This is a genomic window from Marinococcus sp. LNHM4E3-1, assembly GCF_056034405.1.
Window position 1 is genome coordinate 183,079 of sequence record NZ_JBQLID010000003.1, and the last position, 17,606, is coordinate 200,684.

Genomic DNA, 17,606 nt, shown 5'->3' on the forward strand with positions numbered 1-17,606 from the left:
TGTTAAAATGAAAACATCATAAAAACAAAGGAGCAGAACGAATGGCGTTATCGAAGGATTACAACGAGAGACTCGCCGGGGAAAAAGAAGGACTAACGTACCGCGACCCTGTTGGTGAATTGATTCGGGAGCACGAAAAAAAGGGTGGCTTTGACAATCTGCCGGGACGCGGCAGGCCGCTGACAAAGGAGTATCTGCAAAGCGACACCTTTGACACTCTTTTAAAGCGAAACGGATTTGTGCCTTCGTGGGTCCGGCTGCAGCGGGAAATCCGGGAGGATCTCGGGCGGGTGCTGAAGCAGCAGACGGATGAAGCAATTTCTGATCGCCGTATAAAAAAAGAAATCGGTAAAATCAATAAAAAAGTCCGCCGGTACAATCAGCTTTGTCCAGCACCAAGTCTGCAAAGGCGTTTAATAGAGAAAGAAAGCCTGCACAGCCAGTATGAGCGGTGGCATTAAAAGTTGCTGAAAAAGCGCGTGTAAGTTCCACGTGAAACGTCGAATTGATTATAGTTTTCTGTGCTTTCAGTCTCCGTCTGCTGGCGGAGACTTTTTAGTTGCTCCAAAGCTTAAAGCATTTAAAACTCTGAAGCCTCTCTCATTAAAAAGAGGAAAAGAAGGTTATTGTTATACTCGAGAGGGTAAAACGGGAAAGAGTTCTTAAATATTTAAGGTTCCAGGTTATTGGTCGTGAACAGACGGAAGGAGTCAATGCTTTATTACCGCTACGCTATCAATTGTTGCATTTATACTTTCTGCCGCAGTTTCAGTGTTTTCAGCTGTGAAATTGTCAGGCTATGCAGATATTATCAGCAGAAATACGAAGATTGGCGGGCTGCTGGCGGGCACTATTCTGCTTGCCGTTGCTACCTCTCTTCCTGAATTAACCGCAACCATCTCGGCAAGTGTCATCGGAAATGCAGATATTGCTGTAGGCAATGGACTTGGAAGTATTATTTTTAATATTTTCTTTTTGTTTTTGTTGGATATTTACTTTCGGAACAAACGGTTGTTTCTTAAAGTATCAGACGACCATCTCTATACGGCTGTTATTGCTCTTCTGCTCTGTGTGGTCACAGCTGGCGGGCTGATACTTCATTACCCGCTCTCCTTTTTTGGGGTAAGTGTGATCAGTCTGCTGGTTGTTGCTATTTACACCGGCGGGATGCTTTATATATCTAAAAAGCAGAACGACACTGCAGATGAGGGCAAACAAGCTTCGCCGGACCAGAATGTAAATATCCGGCGCACTGTTATTAAATTTATCACATTTGCTGCGATCATCTTTGTATCCGGAAGTGCACTTTCTATATCCGGGGACCTGATGTCGAGCACTACAGGCATCAGCGCTACGGCAGTCGGCAGTATTCTTGTCGCAACCGCTACTTCCCTCCCTGACGCCGTCAGCGTATTTGTAGCACTTCGGCTGGCTAATGTGAATATGGCGATCGGCACGATTCTTGGAAGTAATATCTTCAATGTGCTTGTGACAGCCATCGGTGACGTATTTTACCGTGGGGGCAGCATATGGGTAGATACGAGCAACCAGACAACAGTGGTCGCTGTAGCCGGATTTGTGCTCACGGCTCTTGTAATGATTATAGTGAAAAGGGACCGGACCAAAAATGCGTTCACCTACATGATGCCGTCGCTTGTAGTCGTGATCGGCTATATGGTTATGATTGCTTCGATTTTATTTTATAACGGAAGCACGTAAAAGCAGGCAGCCGCCTGCTTTTTTTAGTAACAAAAGAACATGGCCAGGCGCATTAGTTGCATGAGCAACTAATTATTTATATGGTGGGTAGAGTAAAATATAGACAAAGGAGTAATCAAAGTGTCTCAAAAGCTGGCTATACTATCCATTTCGCTGATCACCGTTATGGCAGGAGCTACTATTTCTCCGGCGCTCGGTTCCATTTCTGAAGCTTTTCCGGATGCCAATGAAACCTCGATTAAATTAATTAATACCCTGCACGCATTGTTCATCATTCCATTTACTTTTATATCAAGCCGGCTCACGAAACGAGTGTCCAAAAAATCTGTTTTAACAGCCGGACTCATTCTTTATGTCATTGGAGGTCTGGGAGGGGCTTTTGCTCCCACGCTTTGGCTGCTGCTCGTTTCAAGAGCGGTGCTCGGTATTGCTGTCGGATTGATCATGCCCATATCGACGAGTCTGATTCCAGATTTTTACGAAGGTAAAGAAAAAACTGTCATGATGGGAAGAGTGAGTGCCTCCAATCAGCTGGGCGGTATTATCTCCATCGTGCTTGCGGGCATACTGGCAGGTATTTTATGGAGGCTGACATTTGTAGTTTACGGCCTGGCCCTGCTGGTGCTGGTGCTTGTCTTCCTTTTTCTTCCGAAACAAAAGCCGGAAGCGGCATCGGTGTCAGAAGACAGCTCATCGAGGGGAGTGGAAAAGCCTATTTTTGCTCTTGCCGGCAGTATGTTTATTGTCTTCTTATTCTTTTATTCCATTCCGACGAACATGGCAATCTTTCTGCAGGAGAGCAATATTGCTGCTGCTTCCCTGGCCGGGGTGATGATTGCTTCTTTAAACGTAGGAGGCTTTGCCGCAGGCTCGATGCTTGGCAGCATCACTAGCCGGCTGGGCAGATGGACAGTCCCTTTACAGCTGGCTGTAACTGGTCTCGGGTTCGTCCTTATCGCTTTTGGCGGACAGGCAGTATTGATTACAATAGGGATCGTTTTGATTGGTATCGGGCTTGGTACAGTTATTCCGTTGATTTTTGACCGTGTGACGAAGGTGTCGAGCGCTGCCCAGATGTCTTTAGCAATGGCGGTAGTGCAGAGCTTTATGTATTTCGGGCAGTTTATGTCGCCGCTCGTGCTGGATGTTGTCGGCCGTCTGGCGGGCGGTTCGGTCGGTACCAATCAGTTCATATACGCTTTTTCCGGCTTCACGGCTCTTGTAGTGGCAGCGATGGTGTTTTTGTTTAAAGCTTTCGGGAAACGTAAAGCTCCGGAGGAGGAGAAATAGTATGACTGTTTATTCTGTGGGAAAATGGGCAGCTGTTATTCAGCGCTACACTCATCAATATATTGATAAACGATTCAATCATTTTGGTTTAGGGAATACAGAAGTGCTTGTACTTTTAACGTTATACGCTCAGGAAAATGTACCTCAGGAGTACATTACCAGGCAGATAGTGATGGATAAAGCTACAATTACGCGCGCTATAAAACGCCTCGAAGAAAAAGGATATCTTTACCGGAAAGAGAGCGTTTCGGACCGGAGGGAAAAGATCGTTTTTCTTTCTGAAGCGGCCTGGAAAATAGAAGAAGAGATTTCAGAAGCGATGCGGGAATGGACAGATATTATGACAAAAGAGTTTACAGAGGAAGAAAAACAAACGCTTCTCAGGCTCATGGAAAGAGCGGCAGAGGGGGCGAGGGCTGAAGTGGAGCCCGGGTAGAGTGTTTGTGACAGTAGGCGGCTCATGGTAGCATAAAGGTATATACTTCGTATAATTCGATTATTCCCCCGGCGTTTACTGCCTTTCATCATTTATTCCTATTAATTTCTATCCGTGTATATTCCATATATAGGAGGTGTATAGTTACTTGCGAAGAGAAACCAAATTTTTATTTTCTTTTATGCCTTTCACTACCTACGATAAAGAAAAAAGCCGTTTGAAGGAGCAGCGCCAAAAAGGATGGCAGGTGCAGGACTGCTCTTTGCTCGGCTATTCTTTGTCGGAAGTAAGGGAAGAAGAAAAGGAATACCAGTTCATCATGTCGAAAGATTATCAGGGATTGCGGAAAATTTCTGAAGATGAATGGACACTTCTGTGTTCCTCCCCGGTACTCCACATATTTGAAGGGGAGAAAGATGCTTCGTCCTTTCAGGACCACTGGACGCTTTATTTTTTGGAGGAGTACCGGAAAAAGTGCCGGAGGTGGGGGATTACAGCTGCAGTAAGTGCCCTTTTGTTTATAGTATTTCTGCTTTTGGTCATAACTGATTTGAACCTGCCGGGCATGGCGGTGAATTTTGCCTTTTTTATGCTTTCTTTGTTCACGGGAATAGTAGCCTTTACCGTGATAAGGTGGCTCCGGACGCTTACTGTCATCATTCAGGCTAAGCAGATTGTCAGTAACGGCACAGAATAATATTTTATCCTGTACATGAAAGGAAGGCCTTCATGGAAGAAGAGCTTCGCTATTTGAATGATGAGGACAAAAAACGTTTTGAAGAAATTCAGGCAATGTTGGAAAGAAATCTTTCGTATGACGACCAGAAAAAGCTCGTGACAGAGCTGGCAATACTGCGTGAAAGAAACGAACTCAGAAAAAGATCCCGGCCGGAATAGGCACGGGATCTTGCTGTATTTATTCCTCTGGTTTAATACATACAGCGATGCCAAGAGGGTAGTGAACACCGGGACGGACGGGATGTTCGAAAGCGACTCCCTGCTGGTAATACAACTGCAGCCTCTCCCACGGCCAGTCTTCTCTTGATAAGAGCTCTTCCCATTCCTCTGTCGTCAACTGATGGTAATGAAAAGGGGAATTGCTGGGCTTGTGCCTTCCCTGGCCGAAGGGCGTAGAAACGATGAGTGTACCGCCAGGCCGGAGGAGGGCGTACATACGTTTCATAAAGATACGGTCATCGGGCACGTGTTCAAGGGTCTCAAAGGAAACAATCGTATCGAACGTGCCTATCTGCAGCGGGAGATTCTCATCAAGAGCATCTCCTGTCTGGAAAGAAAGCTGGGGATGATAATAGTGCTTCTGGGCAAATGCTATCGCTTCAGCGTCAATGTCGACGCCGAGCACATAGTCTACCTCACGTTTTTTGCCTTTAGCTGTCATCTGGGCCCCGTAGCCGACCCCGCAGGCAATATCAAGCACGCGGCCCTTTGCGTACGGCATGGCAAAATAATAGCGGGCCAGATGCTCAAGCAGCATACCGTTGGTCGGCTTCATTTGTGAAGGGATGATTCGTTCTCCTGTGTCTTTTAGCACGAATAGTCACCGCTATCTGTATAGTTTAGTCTTCTCATCATATAAAAAGAAAGAAGGGAATTGCAAGGCTGAAAAATATCACGGGAGGCAGCAGCTGCCGGTACGCAGCATATGATACATATTTGACAAACAGGAGAGCATCGTTTATATTTTTTATATACCCACATGGGTAATAAAAAGAAATGAAGGCAATATAAATAAATACTCTATTTGAAAGGAGGAGCCTTTCATGGAATACAATGATCAAATGAAAAACCGGGTAAAAAGGGTAGAGGGGCAGGTCCGCGGTGTTCTTCGAATGATGGAAGAAGAAAAAGACTGTAAAGAGCTTGTTTCTCAGATGAATGCTGCACGTACAGCGCTCGATCGAGCGATCGGTCTGGTAGTGAGTGCGAACCTCGAGGAATGTGTGCGTGAACAGATAGAAAAAGGGGAAGACAGCGAAGAGCTGATCCAGGAAGCTGTTAATCTTTTGGTTAAAAGCAGATAATAAACCGAGTTAATGAATTTTTAAAAGAAATAAAAGAAGCTATTGAGTATATACTGAAATAGGGAATAGATCAAGCTTTTTAATGATTATAATCCGCGTTCTTCCATGAAGAGCGCGGATTATTTAGTATGAACTATTGTCGTTTTTTTTATACATTTTAAATAGTTCATCTCCAGCAACAGGCGGACTGTATAAATAACCTTGATATTCCTGACATTTTTTCTGTCGTAAAAGATTTAATTGCAGCGGGGTTTCAATACCCTCTGCTATAACATGAAAATTCAATTGTCCTGCAAGGTGTAGAATACTTTCGACAATAGCTGTTTCACGTGAAACGCCGTTCATGCCCTGAATAAATGTTTTATCAATTTTGAGCGTATCAAGAGGAAAATCCTTTAAATATCCAAGTGACGAATAACCGGTACCGAAATCATCCAGAGAAAGCTTCACACCGATATTTTTTAACTGGTGGAGAACAGGGACAGCTTCTGTAGCATGCTGGATAATATTTTCTGTCAGTTCAAGCTCAAGCACAGACGGCTCGAGACCCGTTTCCTTCAGTGTTTCGGCCACCGTTGAAGAAAAATCGCTCTGCTGAAATTGAATAGTGGAGATATTCACGGACATTCGGGAAAGGGAAAAGCCTTCTTTCTTCCAGGCTCTGGCCTGGCGGCATGCTTCTGTTAATATAAAACGGCCAAGGGGAATAATCAGACCGGTTTCTTCTGCTAAAGGAATAAATTCATCCGGTAGAGTTAATCCAAGCTCCGGATGCTCCCAACGGACTAAAGCTTCCACCCCTTTAATTTCGCCAGTGAGAGTATCAATCTGCGGCTGGTAAACTAAAATGAATTCATTACGCTCGATGCCTTTTCGCATCCCTGCTTCCAGCAGAATTTTTCTTGAGACATTTTCATTCATATCTTCAGTGAAAAAACGATAACGGTGCGTGCCCTTGTTTTTAGATTTATACATCGCAGTGTCCGCATTTTTAATCAAAGCATCAGTGTTTTTTCCGTTTTCAGGAAAAAGACTGATGCCGATGGAGGCAGACACAAACATTTCAAAGCTGTCAATAATAATCGGGTCATTCAACACATCCAGAATACTTTCGGCCATATGAGCTGCCTGATAGCCTTCCACACGGGAAAGAACCACAACGAATTCATCACCACTCTGCCTGGCTAAAAGATCCTTTTTTTGAAGAAGGCTGTTAATACGGGCGGCCACTTCTTTAAGCAGCAGATCCCCCGTAGCATGGCCGAACCTATCATTTACGTTTTTAAAGCGGTCCAAATCGATAAACAAAACGGCAAGGGAGGGGCCCTTTTCAGCACCGGAGTCCAGACAGGCATCCAGATATTCCTGAAGCATTCGCCGGTTGGGCAGCCGGGTGAGTTCGTCCCGGTAAATGAGTTCTTCAATCCGTTTTTGATAGCAGACCCGCTCTGAAATATCCCGTATGATACCGGTCACGTAAGAATGCGTACCGCTTTGCTGTCCGGAAAGGGAAAGCTCTATAGGAAAAGAGATGCCGTTTTCATGAAGGGCCTCCAATTCGTAAGTATTGCCGGAGGAGCCCCCGTCAGGTAAGGATTGGTAACGTTCAAATCGTTGCCAGTAGATCTGTTTATATTTTTCAGGCACAAGAGCGGTAAAGTAAGAGCCAAGAATGTCAGCTTCCTTGTAACCAAAGATCGTTCTGGCCGCCTGATTCCAGGCTACTATCCTTCCGTATTCGTCTAACGTAATAATGGCATCATTGGCCGAATGGATAATGGATTGATACAAATCATCCAGCAGGCCATAGCGGCTTTCGCTTGATTCTACCTTTCTGTCAAAAAAAGCAGCGATAAGAGCAATAGAAATAATCGCAGTAATACTGACACTGATAAAAATGGAAAGCATATGCGAATCAACGGTGCCAGCAGGCGTTACACTGCCCTCATCTGATTGAAAAGAAGCTGCTGCCATACCTGTATAATGCATACCTGAAATGGCTGCTCCCATAATTGCTGCGCTGCTCATATAAGCGATTTGGCTGAGAGACCGGCTTGGGTTGCCCGGCACTGAAGAAAACAGGCGGAGAGCGGTAAAGGAGGCACCGACAGCAATAACAATAGACAGGAAAACAAGCCAGGGATTGTAGGAAACGGAGGCTGGCATCTGCATTGACTCGATGCCTACGTAATGCATAGAAATGATGCCCGTTCCGACGAGACAGGAGCCGGCGGCGTGATAAAGAAGCCGCGGCCGGGTGAATTGAATAATGGCAAATGCAGCCCAGCTTGAAAGTATGGCCAGCAGAATACTTAAAGTTAAAAGAAGCGGTTCATAAGAAACGGGCATGCCAATGTCATAGGCGAGCATGGCCACAAAATGCATCGACCAGATGCCGCCCCCGAGAGACACTGCTCCCCCGGCAGTCCATAAGTGCTTATTTGCATAGTTCGTATGTACAACGCGGCCGGCAATATGAAATGCAGCATACGAAGCAAATACGGCGATGAACACCGATAAAAAAATGAGAGAAATAGAATAGGTTCCGGACAATAAATTCATAAGCATTGCTCCTGCCTTATTCAGTCAAAAGTAGGTAAATAGTTTTACAGCTAACGATATACCCTTGCGCTATACAAATCAATCAAACTTATTTATGTAATTATTATATTTTTAACATGTATATTAAGACATATATGTGCAATCAAAATTTTAAAGAGTTATACTTTTTTTAAATTTACCGGATGATTACAGGATAAAAAGGGTATAGATTTTAGGGCGATTGGCATAGGTTAAACTAAAAATTAATAAAGGTGGTTTCGCAATGCAGGGAGAGGACCGTGAAGTAGTATTTATCTCAGACAAGATCCATGCAATTATTCTTTTTCTGGATGATATTATCATTCAGGAAAAATATCACATGAAGGATATTGAAAAGCTTCAGCCTGAAACGATGGAATCTCAAAAGTATAAATCAGCGATTATTTTAAACATTATGGAACGCTCGGCAGAATTACTTCGTGGACGGTTTCCGGACTGCTGTGAGGCAGGGTCGCAGGTTACTTACACCGTGAAGGATCTGGAAAAGACGAGGGAAGATTTAAAAACAATTCACAATGAAACGTTTAAAGAGTACGGAATTATTAAATCCACGTACGAGCGGGGAGAAGAAAACGAGGATTCTTTTATTACGAAAACGGTCGTAGGCCTGGTGAACTATAATGTACATTTATTTGAAACGAAGTTTCTGGACTACATAGACCCCCACGCTCTCTAGGTGAAAAGAGGGAGTTTGCCGGGAAATGGTTTAAACAGAGTCAGAATTGTTTATTAGAATAGCAGTAAACATTAAAGGGAGGTTCTTATGAAACCATTCGTGAGAGAATACACTAATGACGAGGCTCTGCAGCAGGACGTTCAGCGTTTAGCTGAGAAGGGCATTGATAAAAGTAACGTGTACGTTATGACCCACGATAACGACCGCACCGGCCGTATCGCGGAGAATGCGAATGCCAACACTGTCGGCATGAAAGAAGAAGGAATAAAAAATGCAGTAGGAAATATGTTCAGCAAAAAAGGTGATGAACTCCGAAACAAGCTGCAGGAAATTGGGTTATCCCAGGAAGAAGCTCATGAGTACGAGGATGAACTCGATGAAGGAAAGATCCTTCTCATTGTGACAGACACTGAAGGGGTCAACACGATTATTTAACAGTGAAAGAATAGAGCCGCTCTCCAGACGGAGGCGGCTTTACGTTTGTCGATTGACAAACTTTTACAACAAGGAATAGAATAACGTTAGACTTTCCTTAGGGAAACTTTTTTTAATAGAGTGAAAAGGAGATTATATTATGGAGTGGTTTGCGGAGCTGCATCCTACACTGCAGGCGCTGATTGGCTCTTTGTTTACCTGGGGTATGACTGCAGCAGGCGCTGCGGTTGTGTTTTTTACGAACAGAAATAATCAGAAGCTGATGGATAGTATGCTTGCATTTGCCGGTGGGGTCATGATTGCTGCGAGCTTTTGGTCGCTTCTTTCTCCCGGCATTGATATGGCGGAGGAGCAGGGCCAAATACCTTATATTCCAGCTGTTATTGGTTTTTTACTTGGGGGTGTTTTTCTGTTATTGCTCGACAGGGTCATCCCCATGATGGATGAAGACACATATTTCACGGAAATAAAAGACAAGTATGCCAAGCACCGGACCACAATGCTTGTTTTTTCGATTACTCTGCACAATATTCCGGAGGGACTAGCTGTAGGGGTAGCGTTCGGGGCGCTGGCTTCGGAATTCAGCAGCTCTACGCTCGCTGGAGCAGTAGCGCTTGCGCTTGGCATCGGCATTCAAAACTTTCCGGAGGGAACTGCAGTATCGATGCCGCTTCGCCGGGACGGAGTGTCGAAAAAGAAAAGCTTTTTTTACGGGCAGCTGTCCGGTTTTGTAGAGCCGGTGGCTGCAGTAATTGGTGCTGCTGCGGTTATCATCATCCAGCCGCTGCTTCCGTTTGCTCTCAGTTTTGCAGCAGGAGCGATGATATTCGTCGTTGCCAAGGAGGTCATCCCCGGTTCCCAGGAAAAGGGCAACGTACGGCTCGCTACCTTCAGCCTGATGATTGGCTTCAGCGTCATGATGATACTGGATGTAGCTTTAGGGTAAAAGGGGCGGCTGAAGCAGAGAAAGCTTTTTCTGCTTCAGCTTTTTTTGCTGAAATTAAGGATTTTTTATCTGGAAGGCCGTTTTTTAATGAATTAAGGATAAAATCCATGCTCCCTTTTGTGATAAAGTAGCATAGATGAACAAACGGACCAGGAAGCTGAATTTATTTATAGTTTCTGGAGAAAATGCTGAAAAGGAGCTTCGACATGCGGGCTGATAAACCGAAAAACGGGTCGGGTCCCATTTTTTATGGATGGGCGATTGTGGCTTTATCCGCGTTAAGTATGTTTTTTTCCGGACCGGGCCAAACGTATTCGATTTCTATTTTTATTGATTATTACATTCAGGATTTTTCGTATTCACGTTCCTTTGTCTCTGGTATTTATTCGGTTGGTACTCTGGCTGCCGGTATTACTCTTTTTTTCGTCGGCCGTGCAATCGATCGTCTGGGCCAGCGTCTGGTAATGGGGGCTGCAGGAGTTCTTTTGGCTCTCGCCTGTATTTGGAATGCCTTTTTGACAGGTGCTGTAATGATGTTTATCGGCTTTTTTGCTATTCGATTATTTGGCCAGGGATCGCTGACCCTGGTTCCTAATACGCTTGTGCCACAATGGTTTGTGCAGAAGCGCGGCCGGGCCTTAAGTGTCATGGCGATTGGCGGTTTTGTCGGTGCCGCTGCCCTGCCCCCGTTGAACACATGGCTGATCCAAATGGTCGGCTGGCGGGACACATGGTTAATTTGGGGTGGACTGTTACTTTTTGTTTTTGTGCCGCTGGCTTTCTTAGTGGTGCGGAACCAGCCGCAGGATATTGGCCAGGAGCCCGATGGCAGAGGACCAGCGTCTCATGCGGAGGTCCGGGGCCAGCGAACAGGCATGCAGGAAAAAAGCTGGACCCTTCAGGAAGCGCGCAGAACCAGAGCCTTCTGGCTTATTCTTTTTTGTGTCAGCGTGCCGGCAATTGTAAACACAGGTGTTACCTTCCACTTAGTATCTATCGTAGAAGGAAAGGGTCTTTCGATTTCGCTTGCGGCATTAATTCTTTCCTTGATGGCTTTTATCGGTTTCCCGGTAACATTTGCTGTAGGGTATTTGGTGGACCGCATTGCTGTGCATTATGTGCTTGCGATGACGTTTGGGGTACATATTGTTTCACTTTTGGTGCTTTTAACTATAAATTCCTGGACAGGAGCTATCATTTTTGGAGTGCTGTGGGGAATAGCCCACGGCTTTGAACGTATTGTGTTAAGCATTGTGTGGCCCAATTATTTCGGCCCCAGGCATTTAGGGAGTATTAAAAGCATTGCCCAGACGGTAATGGTTATTGGCTCCGCTCTTGGTCCACTGCCATTTGGTATTTTTTATGACTGGTTTAATAATTATACGGCAATCTTATGGCTTATGATGCTTTTGCCGGCGACAGCTTTGGTTTTTGCTCTTTTATCCCCGAAGCCCTCCTGACAGCTTTATTACTAATATACCCTTGTTCCGCGGACCTATAAATCCGCGGATTTTTTGCATCAAAACAGGATCAGGAAGTCTTTGCACATTAAACAAGGGTAAGAGATAATAAATACATATTAAGTAAACGTTTTCAATCGCATGAAAAATTTCCAGCTGAATATGGTGGTGAGGATATGATTTCAAAATTTATGGCTCCCGAAATTATTTTCGGAGATCATTCGATTCATCAGGTAGGTGAGAGCTTTCTGCGTCTGGGAGCGCAGCGTGTACTCGTAGTAAGTGATCCGGGCGTCAAAGAAGCCGGCTGGACGGTCCAGGCTATGGAAAGTATACAAGCTTCCGGCCTTGAGTATCACCTTTTTTCAAATATTAGTACGAACCCTGACACAGCTCAGGTAGTAGAAGGTGTAGAATCCTATCATAAAGCCCGGTGTGACGCTGTACTTGGCATTGGGGGAGGAAGTGCGCTGGATGTGGCTAAAGCGGTGGCTGTCATTGTGAGCAATGGTGGAAAAATCGAAGATTACGAAGGCGTAGACCACATCCATAGTCCACTTCCACCAGTCATTATGGTGCCGACAACGGCGGGGTCGGGATCCGAGGTCTCCCAATTTTCGATTATTGTTGATCCGGTGCGGAAAAAGAAGATGACGATCGTTTCTAAATCGCTCGTGCCCGATATTGCGATTGTCGATCCGTTTGTCTTGATGACCAAAGATCATTTGCTTACAGCAGCTACCGGACTTGATGCAATTACCCATGGCATAGAAGCGTATGTAAGTGCGGCAGCGACGCCGCTGACGGATGTACATGCGGTAAATGCGATGAAGCTGGCGGCTGAATTTCTGCGGCCGTCGGTGGCATCACACACAAATGTGGAAGCCAAGCGTGCGATGGCGATGGCAAGCATGCAGGCGGGACTTGCGTTTTCCAATGCCATTTTAGGTGCAGTACATGCGATGTCCCACGCGATTGGCGGACGCTATGCTCTTCCGCACGGAGAGATTAACAGCATTTTGCTTCCGCATGTCATGGAATTTAATCTAATTGCTTCACCTCCCCGATTCGCTGCTATCGGTGATATTTTCGGTGCTTCTGCGGATGCCGGGGAAATGGTCCGTGCCAGATACGGCATTCAGGCAGTCCGGGCTCTTGCAGATGACATCGGTGCTCCCAAGACACTGCGCTCTGTCGGTCTGAGAGACCCTGACTTTGAAAGCATGGCCCGCATAGCCCTTGATGACGCATGCATGATCACCAACCCACGGGACGTAGCTTTGAAGGATATCGAAATGCTGTTCAAAAAGGCTTACGAATAAAGGAGCATCGGTATGTTCACAGAAAAAGAGATGGTGATTGAAAAATTAACCGGGGTCCGCGCCTCGAAAAAAAGCTATTATACAGACTTGAAAGCAACAATTGCGGAACTTGAAAAAAAGAATCGTAAGCTTGAAATTTTGAGCGAAGTAGCAAAGGGGTTTCAGGTTACAGGAACGATGGAGACGGCACTGCAGCATATTCTTGAAACCATTTACGAGCTGTATCCGATCGACCGGGTAAGCTTATCGCTAATCGAGCATGGGGCCATGTCATTAAAAAGTGTCTATCCTCTCTATGCAGAGGACTCTGCAGTAGGTATGCACCTTCCGAAAAAAGAGTCGTTGTACTGGAAAGCAATCGAACAGAATATGATTGTTTTTCACGAATGGGAGCCTGCTGATGCGTATGCGTTTGTGGAGGAGCAGACGCTTTCGGCTTTGAATTTTTACTATGTGTGTGTCATACCGCTTCGGATTAAAGCATCGACCATCGGCGTTCTTACCTTTGCTGCGGCTGAACGGATCGAGTGTGACCAGTCTGATATCAGCTTCTTCCGACAGCTTTCGGACCATATCGCCGTTATGATGGAGAACGCGAGACTGTACCAGGAGGTGTATCAGGGCAAAAAGGAATGGGAGGAAACCTTTCAGGCTGTAGCGGACCTACTGATATTAACCGATAACGATCACCGGATCGTCCGCTGTAATCAGGCTTCCCACTCCTTTTTTGGCGAACCCCCCGAGGCGGTGGCCGGCCGCCGCTGTCATGACCTGCTTTTTCATGATACGAAAGAGTTCTGTCCAATTGAAGAGAGTTACCGCGGCGACTCGATGAAAAACTATCAGATGACATTAAAAAATGGCAGTGTTTGCGACATTCAGACATATCCGGTCCGGGACGGAGAGGGGATAATGAAAGGACTGCTTATTTATATTAAGGATGTCACGACGCGTATCAAAACCGAAGCCCAGCTTCAGCATTCCGGAAAGCTCGCGGCGATAGGGGAAATGGCAGCCGGAGTAGCTCATGAGTTAAACAGTCCGTTGACCGCGGTGATCGGCAACACCCAGATACTGCAGCGGAGTCTGCCAGAGGAAGGGCCTTCGAAGGAGCTTGCGGCGGCGATTGAAAGAGGGGGCCGCCGTTGCCGGACGATCGTGCAAAATCTGCTTTCTTTCTCCCGTCCGGAAAAAGAAGAAAGTACGGAGTGCGATATTAATGAAGCAGTTGAAGATGTACTGAGTCTGATTGGCTTTCAGATCGAAAAAGAGAATATCCTGATTGAAAAGCATTATACGCCCGCTCTGCCATTTGTCCAGGCAGGACCTCATCAGGTCGGTCAGGTGGTTATCAACCTGCTTCTGAACGCAAAAGATGCGTTAAAGGACAGCGCAGAGACGGCTAAAAAGATCCAAATTAAAACCAGTGTTATTCATTCAAGCGTTGTGCTTGAGGTGAAAGACAATGGATGCGGAATCGCCCAGAGTCAGAAGCCGTCAGTGTTTGAACCTTTTTTCACTACGAAAAGAAAGCAGAACGGGACCGGCCTGGGTCTGTCGGTAAGTAAGGATATTGCAGAGAAAAATGGGGGGCGGCTGACGTTTACAAGCGAAGAGGGAAAAGGAAGTACCTTTCAATTGAAGCTGCCAGTTCATGGAGGAGGCGATAAGTATGAAGATATTAGTCATTGATGATGACTATGATATAGGCACGTTTTTTCGTTATCTGCTTGTAGAACAGGGTCATCATATTGATCTTGCCCATGACGGGAAGGAATATGAACGTCTTCGCGGCCAGAACCATTTGTATGAACTGGCATTTATCGACTTAAAGCTGCCTGACACGAACGGATTGAAGCTGCTTGCAGACTTGAAGCAGGCGCAGCCCTCGTGCCGCTGTATTGTTATGACAGGATACAGCACAATTGGTACAGCTGTGGAAGCAGTTAAGCTGGGGGCGGAGGACTATATTGAAAAGCCATTTGAAGATATCAGCATTATTGAAGAGAAAATAAAGCAGCCGGAGTCAGACCCGGAAGTGTCAGGACAAATTGAACAGGCAGCCGCAAGAAGCGGCTTGATAACCGGAGAAAGCGAAGCAATGAAAGAAGTGGTGCGGCTGGCTGTGCGCTTTGCGCCAAAGCCTCTAACAATCTTAATAGATGGAGAAACGGGCACAGGAAAAGAGGTAGCCGCCCGCTTTATTCATGAGCTTGCCGGGTCGGGAGAGCGCTTATTTCTCGGTGTGAACTGCGGGGCACTGCCGGAGCAGATGCTCGAAAGTGAGTTGTTCGGTCATGAAGCAGGAGCCTTTACCGGGGCAAATAAAACACGGAAGGGTTATTTTGAACTGGCCTCGGAAGGGACGCTCTTACTTGATGAAATTGGAGAAGCATCACTCTCGACGCAGGTGAAGCTGCTGCGGGTAATCGAAACGAGAGAGCTTTACCGGGTGGGTGGTGAACGCCCGATTAAAACAAAAGCCCGTATCATTGCTGCCACAAACCAGGACCTGCATCTTGCTGCAGAGGCAGGAGAATTTCGTGAAGACCTGCTGTACCGCCTCGAGGTCGTCCGGCTGACTATTCCGCCTCTGCGGGAACGAAAGGAAGATATCCCTGCGGTGGCCCAGTCGATTCTCCGCAAAGAAGCTCCGGCAAACACAGTGATCAGTCTGGAAGCTTTGGAGGCGTTACAGGCTCACCACTGGCCGGGCAATATCCGGGAGCTTACAAACGTACTGATCCGGGCGGCCGCAGAATCAGACGGAAGGATTGAACGCCGCCATTTAAACATGAGGCCCTCAAGCCGGAAAACTGCTGCCAGGAACCGGATTGTATCAGGGGACTGGCTCAGACAGAAAAAGCAGGAGCTCGAAGAGACTAACTATTTGTCGCTTGAAAGCACTGTTGAAGATATACGGAGTGAAGAAAAGAAAAGTATTCAGGATATTATTGACCACGCTTTAATGCTCACCCGTGGAAACCGCCGGGAGGCAGCAGAAATGCTCGGAGTGAATACCAGAAAGCTGCGCTACTGGCTGAATGAATAAATTCGGGAAGAAAAATCAGCAAAACCCGGCGGGAAGAGGAGCCCGTCCGGGTTTTACTTTGTGTAAGCGTTTCGTAACTTTACCGGTAATCTAGTCCTGAATTTTGAGTACAATCCTGCCGTTGATATCGCCTTTTTCCATTGAATCAAATACGTCGTTAATATCATCCAGTTCCTTCGTTTCAATAATCGGGCGGATCCTGCCGTTAGCCGCGAGCTCGAGACACTCCTGGAGGTCTTTGCGTGTACCGACAATGGAGCCTTTAACGTTCACGGCGTTTAAGACTGTGTCAAAAATAGGAATTGGAAGGTCCCCGACTGGAAGGCCTACAATGACTAAATTTCCTCCCCGTTTGACCGTCGAGTACGCCTGTTCAAACGCTTTTGGACTGACAGCTACGCTGATAGCGGCTTCTACTCCGTTTAATTTTTCCATCAGTATCCTGCCGGGATCCTCGTTCATACTATTAATGGTCATGTCTGCTCCCATTTCCTTTGCGAGCTCTAGCTTGTCGTCGCGTATGTCGACAGCTACAACGTTTAAGGCCATGGCTTTCGCGTATTGTACGGCAACGTGCCCGAGTCCGCCGATGCCAAAGATGGCTACCCAGTCACCCGGTTTGGCTTCAGAGACCTTGAGCGCTTTGTACGTTGTCACCCCAGCGCAGAAAAGTGGAGCCACTGTATCAAAGTCCAGGCTGTCCGGAATTTTTGTTACATAGTGGGCGGGAGCTTTACAGTATTCCGCGTAGGCTCCGTCTACGGAATAACCGGCATTCAGCTGCTGCTGGCAGAGTGTTTCTCTTCCCGAAAGACAGAATTCGCATTCACCGCAGGCAGAGTAAAGCCACGGAATGCCGACGCGGTCGCCGATTTTGATGGATTTGACGCCATCTGCAACCTTTTCCACTGTGCCTACACCCTCGTGTCCCGGCACGAGAGGCAGCTTTGGTTTAACCGGCCAGTCGCCGTGAGCTGCATGCAAATCGGTATGACAGACACCGCATGAATGAATTTTGACAAGCACTTCTCCGTAATCAAGTTCAGGCACCGGAATATCTTTAATCTCCAGTTTTTGATGAAATTCATTAACTACTGCTGCTTTCATGAATGAACCCTCCTTATAATTTTGCAGGATGCACTCTATGTATATGCAAGGAACGTGCCAACATTGAAAGCGCAGTCAACAACTGGTACAAGCGGTCCAGGTTATAAATAATTAATGAAGTAAGCCGAAATTTCGGCTCAATGCGACAAAAAAAGGCTCCGAAAACAAAAAAACAGCTCTGCTGTTTAAGCAGAACTGTTTTTGGGGCGCTTGTTATTCAGCTTCAGGAAGACCGGCCATGACGAGCTGTGTTTCGCCGTCTTCATTTTCCTGGGTGTCGAGCGTAACGTCCTGCATTAAGTCTGTAACGCGGTTATCCACTGCTACTTTAATGCCGTTTGCTTCAAGCACCTGATCGCTCTCCTGTGGATCCTGAAGAACAAGACCGATTTGAGAGGATTCTTCCATTTCTTCGACTGCCACGCGAAGGTGGTCCATGTTGTTTTCTTCCATCAGCGGTTCTAGTACTGCTTTAGCACCGTTTGTAATTTCCAAGAGTGAGCCTCCTTAATTTTTAAAC

General features: G+C 46.3%; 18 protein-coding genes. 14 read left to right on the forward strand and 4 right to left on the reverse strand.

Annotated elements, in window-relative coordinates:
• Positions 1 to 41: 41 nt before the first annotated feature.
• From ACTRXI_RS04630 to ACTRXI_RS04655, 6 genes are all read left to right on the forward strand, one after another.
• A complete protein-coding gene (locus ACTRXI_RS04630) occupies positions 42 to 461 on the forward strand; it encodes a DnaJ family domain-containing protein (protein ID WP_474261290.1) in 420 nt (139 codons plus the stop codon).
• 277 nt (positions 462 to 738) lie between these two features.
• Positions 739 to 1,719: a sodium:calcium antiporter gene (locus ACTRXI_RS04635; protein WP_474261396.1), complete on the forward strand. Its 981-nt coding sequence runs from the start codon at positions 739 to 741 to the stop codon at positions 1,717 to 1,719.
• A 120-nt stretch (positions 1,720 to 1,839) separates the two neighbouring features.
• Positions 1,840 to 3,009 carry an MFS transporter gene (locus ACTRXI_RS04640; protein WP_474261291.1) on the forward strand — a complete coding sequence of 390 codons (1,170 nt, stop codon included), beginning with the start codon at positions 1,840 to 1,842 and terminating at the stop codon, positions 3,007 to 3,009.
• Between the two features lies 1 nt (position 3,010).
• Positions 3,011 to 3,445: a MarR family winged helix-turn-helix transcriptional regulator gene (locus ACTRXI_RS04645; RefSeq protein WP_474261292.1), complete on the forward strand. Its 435-nt coding sequence runs from the start codon at positions 3,011 to 3,013 to the stop codon at positions 3,443 to 3,445.
• Positions 3,446 to 3,593: 148 nt separating this feature from the next.
• Positions 3,594 to 4,142, forward strand: a complete 549-nt coding sequence (locus tag ACTRXI_RS04650) for a DUF2812 domain-containing protein (protein ID WP_474261293.1) — start codon at positions 3,594 to 3,596, stop codon at positions 4,140 to 4,142.
• 32 nt (positions 4,143 to 4,174) lie between these two features.
• A complete protein-coding gene (locus tag ACTRXI_RS04655) occupies positions 4,175 to 4,342 on the forward strand; it encodes a hypothetical protein (protein ID WP_474261294.1) in 168 nt (55 codons plus the stop codon).
• Positions 4,343 to 4,361: 19 nt separating this feature from the next.
• Here ACTRXI_RS04655 and ACTRXI_RS04660 read toward each other — a convergent pair whose 3' ends face one another.
• Positions 4,362 to 4,997: a class I SAM-dependent methyltransferase gene (locus ACTRXI_RS04660; RefSeq protein ID WP_474261295.1), complete on the reverse strand. Its 636-nt coding sequence runs from the start codon at positions 4,995 to 4,997 to the stop codon at positions 4,362 to 4,364.
• A gap of 229 nt (positions 4,998 to 5,226) precedes the next feature.
• On the opposite strand from ACTRXI_RS04660, the gene ACTRXI_RS04665 reads away from it, so the two are divergent.
• On the forward strand, positions 5,227 to 5,487 hold the full coding sequence (locus tag ACTRXI_RS04665) for a metal-sensitive transcriptional regulator (RefSeq protein ID WP_474261296.1): 261 nt from the start codon (positions 5,227 to 5,229) through the stop codon (positions 5,485 to 5,487).
• Between the two features lie 123 nt (positions 5,488 to 5,610).
• On the opposite strand, the gene ACTRXI_RS04670 is transcribed toward ACTRXI_RS04665, so the two are convergent.
• Positions 5,611 to 8,049, reverse strand: coding sequence for an EAL domain-containing protein (locus ACTRXI_RS04670; protein WP_474261297.1), 2,439 nt, complete (start codon positions 8,047 to 8,049; stop codon positions 5,611 to 5,613).
• A gap of 262 nt (positions 8,050 to 8,311) precedes the next feature.
• Here ACTRXI_RS04670 and ACTRXI_RS04675 point away from each other — a divergent pair, with 262 nt between their 5' ends.
• The 7 genes from ACTRXI_RS04675 (at position 8,312) to ACTRXI_RS04705 (ending at position 15,979) form a co-directional block, all read left to right on the forward strand.
• Complete coding sequence (locus ACTRXI_RS04675; protein WP_474261298.1) at positions 8,312 to 8,764, forward strand: hypothetical protein; 453 nt, start codon at positions 8,312 to 8,314, stop codon at positions 8,762 to 8,764.
• A gap of 87 nt (positions 8,765 to 8,851) precedes the next feature.
• Positions 8,852 to 9,199: a YflT domain-containing protein gene (locus ACTRXI_RS04680; protein WP_474261299.1), complete on the forward strand. Its 348-nt coding sequence runs from the start codon at positions 8,852 to 8,854 to the stop codon at positions 9,197 to 9,199.
• Between the two features lie 139 nt (positions 9,200 to 9,338).
• Positions 9,339 to 10,145 (forward strand): ZIP family metal transporter, encoded by an 807-nt coding sequence (locus tag ACTRXI_RS04685; protein WP_474261300.1) that lies wholly within the window; start codon positions 9,339 to 9,341, stop codon positions 10,143 to 10,145.
• 206 nt (positions 10,146 to 10,351) lie between these two features.
• Complete coding sequence (locus tag ACTRXI_RS04690) at positions 10,352 to 11,605, forward strand: MFS transporter (RefSeq protein WP_474261301.1); 1,254 nt, start codon at positions 10,352 to 10,354, stop codon at positions 11,603 to 11,605.
• A 176-nt stretch (positions 11,606 to 11,781) separates the two neighbouring features.
• On the forward strand, positions 11,782 to 12,927 hold the full coding sequence (locus ACTRXI_RS04695) for an iron-containing alcohol dehydrogenase (RefSeq protein ID WP_474261302.1): 1,146 nt from the start codon (positions 11,782 to 11,784) through the stop codon (positions 12,925 to 12,927).
• Between the two features lie 12 nt (positions 12,928 to 12,939).
• Positions 12,940 to 14,619 (forward strand): ATP-binding protein, encoded by a 1,680-nt coding sequence (locus tag ACTRXI_RS04700; protein WP_474261303.1) that lies wholly within the window; start codon positions 12,940 to 12,942, stop codon positions 14,617 to 14,619.
• Positions 14,600 to 15,979 carry a sigma-54-dependent transcriptional regulator gene (locus ACTRXI_RS04705; RefSeq protein ID WP_474261304.1) on the forward strand — a complete coding sequence of 460 codons (1,380 nt, stop codon included), beginning with the start codon at positions 14,600 to 14,602 and terminating at the stop codon, positions 15,977 to 15,979. The genes ACTRXI_RS04700 and ACTRXI_RS04705 overlap by 20 nt, the downstream gene beginning before the upstream one ends.
• Before the next feature lie 90 nt (positions 15,980 to 16,069).
• Here the strand turns inward: ACTRXI_RS04705 and adhP are convergent, their stop codons facing one another.
• Positions 16,070 to 17,086, reverse strand: a complete 1,017-nt coding sequence (gene adhP, locus ACTRXI_RS04710) for an alcohol dehydrogenase AdhP (RefSeq protein ID WP_474261305.1) — start codon at positions 17,084 to 17,086, stop codon at positions 16,070 to 16,072.
• Positions 17,087 to 17,299: 213 nt separating this feature from the next.
• Positions 17,300 to 17,581 carry an adhesin gene (locus ACTRXI_RS04715; protein ID WP_322525430.1) on the reverse strand — a complete coding sequence of 94 codons (282 nt, stop codon included), beginning with the start codon at positions 17,579 to 17,581 and terminating at the stop codon, positions 17,300 to 17,302.
• Positions 17,582 to 17,606 lie beyond the last annotated feature (25 nt).

Coding starts and splice junctions, on each gene's coding strand:
- ACTRXI_RS04700 (WP_474261303.1), top strand. CDS start 12,940: ATGTTCACAGAAAAAGAGATGGTGATTGAAAAATTAACCGGGGTCCGC.
- ACTRXI_RS04630 (WP_474261290.1), top strand. CDS start 42: ATGGCGTTATCGAAGGATTACAACGAGAGACTCGCCGGGGAAAAAGAA.
- ACTRXI_RS04695 (WP_474261302.1), top strand. CDS start 11,782: ATGATTTCAAAATTTATGGCTCCCGAAATTATTTTCGGAGATCATTCG.
- ACTRXI_RS04680 (WP_474261299.1), top strand. CDS start 8,852: ATGAAACCATTCGTGAGAGAATACACTAATGACGAGGCTCTGCAGCAG.
- ACTRXI_RS04705 (WP_474261304.1), top strand. CDS start 14,600: ATGAAGATATTAGTCATTGATGATGACTATGATATAGGCACGTTTTTT.
- ACTRXI_RS04685 (WP_474261300.1), top strand. CDS start 9,339: ATGGAGTGGTTTGCGGAGCTGCATCCTACACTGCAGGCGCTGATTGGC.
- adhP (WP_474261305.1), bottom strand. CDS start 17,086: ATGAAAGCAGCAGTAGTTAATGAATTTCATCAAAAACTGGAGATTAAA.
- ACTRXI_RS04670 (WP_474261297.1), bottom strand. CDS start 8,049: ATGAATTTATTGTCCGGAACCTATTCTATTTCTCTCATTTTTTTATCG.
- ACTRXI_RS04690 (WP_474261301.1), top strand. CDS start 10,352: ATGCGGGCTGATAAACCGAAAAACGGGTCGGGTCCCATTTTTTATGGA.
- ACTRXI_RS04675 (WP_474261298.1), top strand. CDS start 8,312: ATGCAGGGAGAGGACCGTGAAGTAGTATTTATCTCAGACAAGATCCAT.
- ACTRXI_RS04655 (WP_474261294.1), top strand. CDS start 4,175: ATGGAAGAAGAGCTTCGCTATTTGAATGATGAGGACAAAAAACGTTTT.
- ACTRXI_RS04665 (WP_474261296.1), top strand. CDS start 5,227: ATGGAATACAATGATCAAATGAAAAACCGGGTAAAAAGGGTAGAGGGG.
- ACTRXI_RS04645 (WP_474261292.1), top strand. CDS start 3,011: ATGACTGTTTATTCTGTGGGAAAATGGGCAGCTGTTATTCAGCGCTAC.